The sequence below is a fragment of the Nocardia sp. NPDC060220 genome (assembly GCF_042727815.1).
Taxonomy (GTDB): Bacteria; Actinomycetota; Actinomycetes; order Mycobacteriales; family Mycobacteriaceae; genus Nocardia.
This window is the reverse complement of record NZ_JBHWZY010000188.1, coordinates 1-9,622: the sequence shown is the minus strand read 5'-3', so window position 1 is coordinate 9,622 and position 9,622 is coordinate 1. Positions and strand designations below refer to the sequence as shown.

The window sequence follows — 9,622 nt, the reverse complement described above, 5'->3', positions numbered from 1 at the left end:
GTCGTGAGTTGTGCAAGGGCTTCGGAGACGACCTCTTCCGTCGGTAGCTCGACGGCTGTCACCGCCGACAGGGCTGATCCGGTTCCGGACGCCTCGCCGGAACCGACCACCGTCCGGGAAATGGCGTCGACATCGACAATGCGTGCCTGCAGCTGTTTTTCGACCACTCGTGCCCGATCGTCTTCGACGATCGCCAGTTCCGAGATCAGTGAGTCCTTGCCGCGCTTGACGTCCTTGAGTGCCTTGTCCAGGTCGAGGCGCTTGCGCTGCAGCGATGCCAGCGCGGTCGTCAGGTCATCGAGGCCGAGCAAGCTGTGTAGCGCGTCATACATTCCGCTCGGTGTCCCGTCGATGAGGGAACCCAGCTCGCTGTAGGACAGGAAGGGTCGGTACAGCTCGAGCGGCTGGGCGAGTTGCGAACGATCCAGTGGGCCGGCCTCACCCGACTTGCGTTTCGCAGTCCACTCTCCTGCGTCGAGAGCTGTGCTCGCACCCCAGCTTCCAGTGATCGTCAACGGGTTGTCAGGGCACTCGGTCTGCAGTTCGACAGCGATTCGTGGTGTCGTGCCCTCGTGCAGGTTTCGCCAACCGTCCTTCCAGATCTTGGACCTGCTCGCCCACCGCTGGTTGTCGCCAGTGAGCGCGAACTCTGCGGCCTCGGCGAAACTGGACTTGCCGCAACCGTTTCGGCCGACCACGAGCGTCAAACCGAGCGAAGGTTGTACGGGTAGACGGGTCTCACGTCCGATCCCTCGGAACCCGTTGACCGTGATCGAGCGGACGAACATCCCTGCCAACGCCCCACCCGCGTCGGACGTCGTGGGGGTAGCGCTCTCGGGGAAGGCTGCCAGTATCGTCTCGGCAACTGCCGTCGGCAACGTCGTGTCGACGGTCACGGCCGCTGTGACAAGGTCGATGAGCCGACCTGTTGAAACATCGGAAGTAGTGGTGGCGGATGGCGATTGCTGCATGGACGATCCCCCTGGTCGAATGAGTGGAGTCCCCACCATCGGTGAGGCTTGGAGCATGCCTATCGCGAGCTGACGAATTTACGGATCTCACCGCAGGTCTACCGGGAGTTGGGCTTCACGCCCTCGGCGAAACCGGTCGGAAATTCTGCGATGGTTCGGCTGCTGAGGTCTGGCGTCATGATCCAAGGTGAGTTGCCGGTCTTCGGCGACACCGTTCGGCGGACACGTTGTTCCTCGGCCGATAGCCATGCCGTCCACATCGCACAGACATAGTTGGCGACCGCCAGCGCACGGAATCGAGGTTCGTCGGCCTCGGGTGCGGCGAGTGCTGCGACCGGCGCAAATTGCGGACACATCAGTTTCGTCTTTTCTCGCCGTGAATAGTTCGTGATCGCCTCGAGGATGCGGCCTTGATGAGCAGTGATTCGGTCGAGGAAGTCGTCGAGGAAGTCGATGTGCTGTGCGTGCACCAGCTTGGGTGGGAGTTCGGAGCCCTGAGTGAGAACTACGCACCGATTCGCTGTGAGCGACTGGACCTTCGTGTTGTATTCAGGGTCGTTGTGCAGGAACGGTCCCCGCGGTGGGAATCGCCCGGGTCAGCATTGGTTGGATTCGCCGTACTTCACCACCGACAGCACGGCCTGTCCCTCGCCGATCGGGACGCCCGGCGCCGGGTTCTGTGCCACCACGACCCAATTGCGGTCCAGCACTTGGGCTCGTCCTTTCCCGGTCGCGTCGGTTGAACGGGAGAAGAAGACGCCGGCCGCTTGAATCCGGTTCTGCGCCTCCTGCAGATTCATGCACACCACCGCGGGCATGAGGACGGTAGGAGCAGCGACGGTAGTAGGCGGCGCGACCGGAACAACGGCCGTCGTCGGCGCGGCCGCGACTGCGGTCGTAGTCGGCACCACCCGGATGGGCGTGACCGATGGAGCACCAGTTGTCACCCGAACTGATGATGTGGCAATAGGAGTCGCCGTGTCGGTGCCTTGGCCTACACCGCACCCGGTGACAGCGACCATGGTCACGGCGCTGAATCCCAGTCCACGAACGAGCCTTGCCAACAGACCTGTCGAATTCCACTGTGCGGATTGGTAGTTCATCAAGACTTCTGCCTTCTCTTCGATGTGTATGCCGCCCTCTGGGAGGGCGATTGGACGTCGAGAACATGCTCAGGCGAACGGGGTGCTCACGGTCGTTTCATCGCGTCAAGGATGGCGACGATGATCCAAATCGGCAGCCACAGTCCGCACGTGACAAGTGTCAGGACCAGATGCAGACCGTGATTGACCCCGCGCCGGACGACGATCGGGCCCGCGCCGATCCCGTTGTTCTGGGTGATGGAGATGATCGGCATCGGGTAGCCGGGCGGCATCCCGTATCCATGCGGAACAGGTTGTGGCGCAGCGTGATAGTTGGGTATCGGTGGAGCGGATCGCGGCGGCACCGGGTGCGGTCGAGCGGGTGAGTTGGCGGCCGGGGCCGGGTGACGGGCTAAATAATGATTTGCCGCCAGGGTGGTCGGAGGATGGACCGCAGGCGGGTTTCCGGGGAGGCCATTCGGCGTGTCGATCGGATCGTTCATCGCCGTACTCCGCTGAGGTGAGTCAGTCGGGTTCCGTTGAACCGCGCCAGATCCGCGAGATCACGTACACCAGCCATTCGTGCCAGCGCGATCGCGATGTCGGCGGCGGCGGCCGCGTCGGCACCGGCGTCGTGGTGGTTGTCGAGGGTGATCCCGAGCGCTGCAGCGACCTGATTGAGCTTGTGGCCACCGAGCAGCAGCTGTCGCTTCGACCAGGCGTAGGTGCACCCGTACTGCCATCCCGGCAACATGACGCCACTGAATTCACAAGCGCGGGTGAGGTTTCCCATGTCGAAGACTGCGTTGTGCGCTACCACCGGCAGGTCGCCGATCGTGTCCAGAAGTTCAGGCAGTCGCTGCGCGAAGGTGGGTTCCCCGGTCACTGTGCTCGGGGTGATCTTGTGGATTCCCATGTTGCGGGGCGCGAACTCGCCGACCGTCGCAGGTGGGCGGCACAACCACGAATGTGTCGCTACCCGAACGCCTTTGTGAACGACGGCGACGCCGATTGCGCAGATGCTGCCGTGTTTGGGGTTTGCGGTCTCGACGTCGAAGGCCGCGAAGGAGAGGTTGTCAGTCACTCGATTTCCTTTTGGGGCGGGCAGGCGGGGCTCGGTCCGCCGCGAGGGAATGGGATGGTTATCGACTGCGCAGCGCCCGTAGCGCCCACCGGACGACCGCGTGGGCCCGGGAACGGAGACGTTTGCCGTGGTCTGAGTAGGTCCGGCCCGCCGGACGTGGTGGCACGACCGCAGTGCCCCGCCGCGCCGGCGATCGCGCGGCGAGCTCGGCAGGGTTCGGCACCCGCCCTGATGCCGGAATATCGGCGAATCGGAGGCTGGTGGGGCGCGGTTCGAGCTGGCTCGTGCGGTATTCGTCCAGGGTCTGACTGGTCAGGTGCCAGCCGTGGCATCCGGGGCACTCGTAGGACCGCTTCTCCCGGCGCTGTGGGCCGAGGTTGGCCAGCACGAGCTCCGCATCGCCGCGATTGAAATACCGACGTTTTCCGCCGGCACACCGAGTGGTAGGTATTCCGGCGTGTCGGCGCCGGAGGTCGGCGCCGCTGCGCACCGTGAGTTCACGGGTAGTGCGGTGCGGACGGCGGTGACCGCGATGCTTTCGATGGCTAGCCATGTCTCCCCTTCCCGAACGCTGCGACGTGGCGTTGCCGGTCGCCGTGCATCCGATGCGTGATAACCCCTGTCGCCCACAGTGATTCGTGGACAGGTGCGGCCGATCGGCCTGAGCGAAACACTACGAGACGGTGAAAGCATTGTCAATCATTAGTTTTCGATTGACTTCCGCTTGCCTCTAGGCAAAGCTGTAGGAACACGTAGTGTGTACATGTGGGATGGAGGAGGCTTATGTCGGAGACCACACCGCTGGTGACCGCCGCGGAGATCTCCCGGTTGGCCGGTGTCACCCGCGCGACCGTGAGCAACTGGCGACGCAGGCATGCGAACTTCCCGGCCGCGTCGGGTGGCAGTGAGTCGCGGCCACTGTTCGACCTGACCGAAGTCCAGCGGTGGCTCGACGCGCACGGGGTCGAGGCGGCGGAAACGCCATCGGCGCGATTGCGGACGTTGCTGCGGACGCACGTACTTCCCGGACAGGTGCCGAGATTGATCGTGTCGCTGCCGGAGCTTCTCGAGACAGAGAGCGCCGCAGTAGAACTCGCGGACATGCCACCCGCCGTCGGCGCGGCGATCCGGGCGCTGGCCATGGATTCCGGTCCGCGGGCGGTGCTCGACGTGCTGTCCGAGCGTGGGCTGGAGGAAGGGCCGACAACCGGGGTGTATTCGACGCCGATACCGATTGCCCGGCTGATGGTCGAGCTGGTGCTGGCGGCTGGAGTGACACCCGAGTCGATTCTCGACCCCGCCTGCGGTGGAGGGACGCTGCTGGCCGAAGCTGTCGGCACCGGCGCACACGCGTACTACGGGCAGGACGTGTTGCCGGTACAAGCCGAGCGCACGGCTGTCCTGGTCGGGCTACTGGCCCCAGCGGCCGAGGTGGCGGTGCATACCGGTGACAGTCTGTTCGACGACGGCTTCGCTGGCCTTCAGGTCGACGCGGTCCTCACCAATCCACCGTACGGGCAACGTGATTGGGGTTCCGAAGACCTCGCGCTCGATCCCCGCTGGGAGTACGGACCGCCGCCGCGCAGCGAATCCGAGCTCGCCTGGGTGCAGCACTCCCTGGCGCATCTGCGTCCCGGCGGCGTCGCGGTGTTGCTGCTGCCGCCCGCGATGGCGATGCGGACTTCCGGCCGGCGTATCCGGGCGGCGCTGCTGCGGGCGGGAGCATTGCGTTCGGTGATCGCCTTGCCGCCCGGCGCGGCCCAGCCTATGCATATCGGTTTGCAATTGTGGGTGCTGCGACGCCCTGACCCCGCGCTGCCAGTACCGGACGAGGTGTGGCTCGCAGACTGTTCCCTGCTCGCGGGCGTGGAACGCGGCCGGATCGACTGGGAGCTGCTCACCAATGCCGTCGTCGATGCGTGGCGTGGCTTCGAGGAGGGCGTGCCCGGCTCGGCGGTGATCGATGATGCGGCGACGCCGGTGCGGGTGATGGATCTGCTCGACGACGAGGTCGACCTCACGCCCGCCAGGTATGTGCGGGCCGCCCTTGACGCCGCCGGTCTCGCCGACACGGCCCGGCTGGCGCAGGTCCAACTGGCCGAGCGCGTAGACGAGTTGGTCTCTGTGACAAGTCAACTCGGCGACTGGCAGCGGATCGATAGCACCACGTGGCGCACCGCCACCCTCGCCGACCTGGCCGCAGGCGGCGCGCTACGCCGACTACAAGCGCAGCCGCTGCCCGAAGAGCGATCCACCGGTGAGGATGCAGGGCGTCCCGTCCTGGAGGCGCGTGATGTGGTGACCGGTACCGAGCCGACGGGTGTGCTGGGGGAGCAGTCGAGACTGTCCACCCAGCTCATAGAACTCAACGATGTGCTGGTTCCGCGGATCGCCGGAAGCCGATCGGAATCAGTGCGCGCCAGGGTGGCGGGAAAGTCCGATGTGGGCGCCGTCGTCGGTCCCCAGCTCATGGTGTTGCGCACCGAGCCGGCCCGCCTCGATCCCTGGTTCCTCGCCGGGTTCGTCGGCAGCCCCGAGAACTCGCACGCCACCATGGGCACCACGATCCGCAACGACCCGACCCGTATTCGCATACCGTTGCTCCCATTGGCGCAGCAGCAGCGTTACGGCGCTGCCTTCCGTCACCTGCACGACCTGCGGGTCACCGCCCGCCGCGCCGCCGACTCGGTCACCGAATTGGCGGGTCTGCTCGGCACCGGTCTCACAGCCGGCGCACTGGAACCACCGAACACCCCGGGCTCCGAGGAGCCGAAGCCGCAGAGAGGCAGGAAGTGAACACCAACAAGCACTCCGAACTGGCCAACCACGCGTGGTCGGTCGCAGACCTGCTGCGCGGCGATTACAAACAGTCCGACTACGGCAAGGTGATCCTGCCGTTCACCGTGATGCGCCGGTTGGAATGTGTGCTCGAACCGACCCGCGAGAAGGTGCATGCCGTCGCCCAGCAGATGAGTGGCGGCGATGTGGACGTCGACCCGTTCTTGCGCCGCGCCTCGGGCACCGCGTTCTACAACGCCACCGACCTGAGCCTGAAGAAGGTCCTCGGCGACCCCAACCACGTCGCCAAGAACCTGCTCACCTACATCGGCGGCTTTTCCCCGAACGCCGCCGAGGTGCTGGAGAAGTACGAATTCGCCCAGCAGATCCGCAAGCTCGACAGCGCTGACCTGCTTTACAAGGTGATCGGCAAGTTCGCCGACCTCGACTTGCGTCCCGAGGTGGTCTCCAACCACAACATGGGCTACATCTTCGAAGAGCTCATCCGCCGCTTCTCGGAGCAGTCCAACGAGACCGCCGGCGAGCACTTCACCCCGCGCGAGGTAATCGAGCTGATGGTGAACCTGCTCATCGCGCCCGACGCCGAACTGATCAAGATGCCCGGCGTCACCCGCCGCGTCCTCGACCCCGCCTGCGGCACCGGCGGCATGCTCAGCGCCGCTGAAGAACATATCACCGCGCTGAATCCGCAAGCGCGCGTGGAGGTCTACGGCCAGGAACTCAACCCCGAATCTTGGGCGATCTGCCGATCCGACCTGATGATCAAAGGTCAGAACCCTGGCAATATCGCTTTCGGCAACTCGTTCAGCGATGACGGCCACCAGCACCTCAAGGCCCACTACCTTCTCGCCAACCCGCCGTTCGGTGTGGAATGGAAGAAGGTGAAGGAGGCTGTCGAGTGGGAGCACAAGAGTCTCGGTGAGGCTGGCCGGTTCGCCGCCGGGCTACCCCGCATCAACGACGGCTCGCTGTTGTTCCTGCAGCACATGTTGAGCAAGATGAACCCGGCCTCGGCTGGCGGTAGTCGGGTCGCCATCGTCTTCAACGGCTCACCGTTGTTCACGGGCGCCGCTGAGTCCGGTGAATCCAATATTCGCAAGTGGATCATCGAGAACGATTGGCTGGAAGCGGTTGTCGCGCTACCGGATCAGCTGTTCTACAACACCGGTATCTCGACATATTTCTGGATCCTCACCAATCGTAAGGCCCCCGCGAACCAGGGCAAGGTGGTGCTACTGGACGCGCGGGAGTACTCGGAGAAGATGCGAAAGTCACTCGGCGACAAGCGTAAACGAGTGTCAGATTCGCAGATCGAGGACATCACGGTGCTGTACCGCGACGCCATCGATGCGGCAGCCGATCCGGAGCACGCGCAGCACGGTAAAGTGAAGGTGTTCGACAATAGTGACTTCGGGTACCGGCGGATCACCGTCGAACGCCCTCTCACGTTGCGGTTCGAGCTCACGGAGGAAGCGCTCGACAAGCTGGAGAACTCCGGTCCGATCGGAAAGCTCTACTCCGATACCGCAGCCTTCCGGAAGCTGTTGCAACCGTTGGCCGGGACCGGATGGAAGACCAAAACCGAAACTATCAACACGCTGAAAGACGCAGTGGTCGGAGCCGGCGAACCATGGCCCTCCGGCGCGCCATTCGCCAAGGTCCTCCGTGATGCCGTTGGAATCCGCGACGCGCATGGGGAAGTTCAAATGATCAAAGGCGAACCCGAACCTGACCCGGAGCTGCGCGACTATGAAAACGTTCCGCTGAAGGAAGATGTCGAGGAGTACCTCGCACGCGAAGTTCTTCCACATGTTCCACATGCGTGGATCGACCACAGCAAGACCAAGGTTGGCTATGAGATCCCATTCACGCGGCACTTTTATGTGTACGAACCTCCGCGGCCATTGGCGGTGATCGACGCTGAATTGCGTACGCTGGAATCGGAGATTAAGACGCTTCTCGAGGGGGTGACTCGTTGAGCGGCGGCAACATCGCGCCGTGGCTGGTGGCCGCCCGTTGGCCAACCGTGCCGATCCGACTTGTTGCACGGTTAGGCTCCGGGCACACGCCGAGCCGCAAGGTTCCGGAGTATTGGGAAGACTGCACGGTTCCTTGGGTCACCCTCGCGGATGTCTGGCAGCTCAGGGGTGGCGGCGTGGACGTAATCTCGACAACCAAAGAAAAGATCAGCAAGGTTGGGATGGCAAACTCATCTGCGACGTTGCATCCGGCTGGCACTGTAATCTTGTCGCGAACAGCATCGGTTGGGTTTTCGGCGATAATGGGTTCTGCGATGGCGACCAGTCAGGATTTCGCAACATGGACATGTGATTCTCGGCTGGACTCCCGATTTCTCCTTCACGTTCTCAGGGGTATGGCGCCTGATCTAAAGCGCGTCGCGATGGGGTCCACTCACAAGACGATCTACATGCCAGACATCGAGCAGCTTCGAACCCCATTGCCTCCGCTGGAGGAGCAGCGCCGCATCGCAGATTTCCTCGACGCCGAAACCTCCCGCATAGACCAGATAGTTCGCATTCGCCGAGATCAACTTTCGCTAGTCGATAGCTCAGAGGTAAGTCGCGCATTCGATGCAATTCGAGGGCGCAATGTGGATGGTCAACGGAAGGAGAGTGGACTTCCGTGGTTGGGCTCGGTACCGCAGGCCTGGAGAATTGCCGCAGTCAGCTATTCATTTGACGTCGAACTGGGCAAGATGCTGAACCAGGACAGAGTGGCCGGGGAGTATCTCCGGCCGTACCTCAGGGTCGCGAACGTGCAATGGGACCATCTCGACATGGAGAGCCTCGCCTATATGGATTTTCCTCCGGCGGAGCAGGAACGCTATCGTCTTCGCGCCGGAGACTTACTTGTGTGCGAGGGTGGTAGTTGGCCAGGGCGTGCAGCGCTTTGGGATGGCTCGATCAACGAGATATACTACCAGAAGGCGCTACATCGGATTCGGGCTCGTGGCAACGATCTATCGCGCTGGTTGTATTACTGTTTGCTGGTGGCAGAACGGCTCGGAGTATTTGCGGTCCAGGGAAATACCAGCACGATGACGCATTTGACTCGTGAACAGCTGAAACCGCAGCGATTTCCTTTTCCTGATCCAGGTTTGCAGGCGGTGGTCGTTGCAGAGTTGGATAGCGCGCATCGGCGTGACGTATCGATGAAGTCGCTGCTGATTCGTCAGATGGAACTTCTCGCGGAACGCCGCCAATCGCTCATTACGGCCGCGGTAACCGGCCAATTCGACGTCTCCACCGCCAGTGGCAGAAACACCATCCAGGGGGTATAACCGCATGAGTCCAGTCCATAGCGAACTCGTCTTCGGCGACGCCATTGTCGCCGCCATGCTCGATAGTGGTTGGCGCGTGGGCAATCCGCATGAGTATCGCGCGGACGTGGGCTTGGATATGGGTGAACTGTTCACCTTCATCGCCGCTACCCAGCAGCCGGAGTGGGATGACCTTGTTCTCTACTACGGCGGCGACGCCGATGAAGCCCAGCGTGGTTTCACCCGGATGCTGGATCAGCAGTTGAACTCGAAGGGCCTGATCGAGGTTCTGCGGTCGGGCGTGAAGGATCACGGGGTCCGTATTCGGGTAGCGTATTTCAAGCCGAACCTAGTGACCTCCGAGGATGCCCTCGACAGCTACCGGGCGAACCGGCTGACGGTGGTG

At 63.2% G+C, this 9,622-nt stretch carries 8 protein-coding genes and 1 pseudogene; 4 read left to right on the top strand and 5 right to left on the bottom strand.

Features of this window, described 5'->3' with window-relative positions:
• The 5 genes from ACFWF3_RS12510 to ACFWF3_RS12490 all read right to left on the bottom strand — a co-directional run.
• A partial coding sequence (locus ACFWF3_RS12510) for an ATP-binding protein (protein ID WP_379313775.1) occupies nucleotides 1-971 on the bottom strand: 971 nt, incomplete at its 3' end.
• Nucleotides 972-1,069: 98 nt separating this feature from the next.
• Nucleotides 1,070-1,441: a hypothetical protein gene (locus ACFWF3_RS12505; RefSeq protein ID WP_379313773.1), complete on the bottom strand. Its 372-nt coding sequence runs from the start codon at nucleotides 1,439-1,441 to the stop codon at nucleotides 1,070-1,072.
• Between the two features lie 126 nt (nucleotides 1,442-1,567).
• The gene (locus ACFWF3_RS12500; RefSeq protein WP_379313771.1) at nucleotides 1,568-1,771 is read right to left on the bottom strand and encodes a PASTA domain-containing protein; all 204 of its coding nucleotides are present in this window, start codon (nucleotides 1,769-1,771) and stop codon (nucleotides 1,568-1,570) included.
• Between the two features lie 389 nt (nucleotides 1,772-2,160).
• Nucleotides 2,161-2,556: a hypothetical protein gene (locus ACFWF3_RS12495; protein ID WP_379313770.1), complete on the bottom strand. Its 396-nt coding sequence runs from the start codon at nucleotides 2,554-2,556 to the stop codon at nucleotides 2,161-2,163.
• Nucleotides 2,553-3,137: an exonuclease domain-containing protein gene (locus ACFWF3_RS12490; protein ID WP_379313768.1), complete on the bottom strand. Its 585-nt coding sequence runs from the start codon at nucleotides 3,135-3,137 to the stop codon at nucleotides 2,553-2,555. The genes ACFWF3_RS12495 and ACFWF3_RS12490 overlap by 4 nt, the downstream gene beginning before the upstream one ends.
• Nucleotides 3,138-3,920: 783 nt before the next feature.
• Here ACFWF3_RS12490 and ACFWF3_RS12485 point away from each other — a divergent pair.
• From ACFWF3_RS12485 to ACFWF3_RS12470, 4 genes and pseudogenes are all read left to right on the top strand, one after another.
• Nucleotides 3,921-5,933, top strand: a complete 2,013-nt coding sequence (locus tag ACFWF3_RS12485) for an N-6 DNA methylase (protein ID WP_379313767.1) — start codon at nucleotides 3,921-3,923, stop codon at nucleotides 5,931-5,933.
• On the top strand, nucleotides 5,930-7,915 hold the full coding sequence (locus ACFWF3_RS12480; protein WP_379313766.1) for an N-6 DNA methylase: 1,986 nt from the start codon (nucleotides 5,930-5,932) through the stop codon (nucleotides 7,913-7,915). The genes ACFWF3_RS12485 and ACFWF3_RS12480 overlap by 4 nt, the downstream gene beginning before the upstream one ends.
• A complete protein-coding gene (locus ACFWF3_RS12475; protein ID WP_379313764.1) occupies nucleotides 7,912-9,237 on the top strand; it encodes a restriction endonuclease subunit S in 1,326 nt (441 codons plus the stop codon). The genes ACFWF3_RS12480 and ACFWF3_RS12475 overlap by 4 nt, the downstream gene beginning before the upstream one ends.
• A 4-nt stretch (nucleotides 9,238-9,241) precedes the next feature.
• Nucleotides 9,242-9,622, top strand: a pseudogene (locus ACFWF3_RS12470) (type I restriction endonuclease subunit R); the annotation flags it as partial.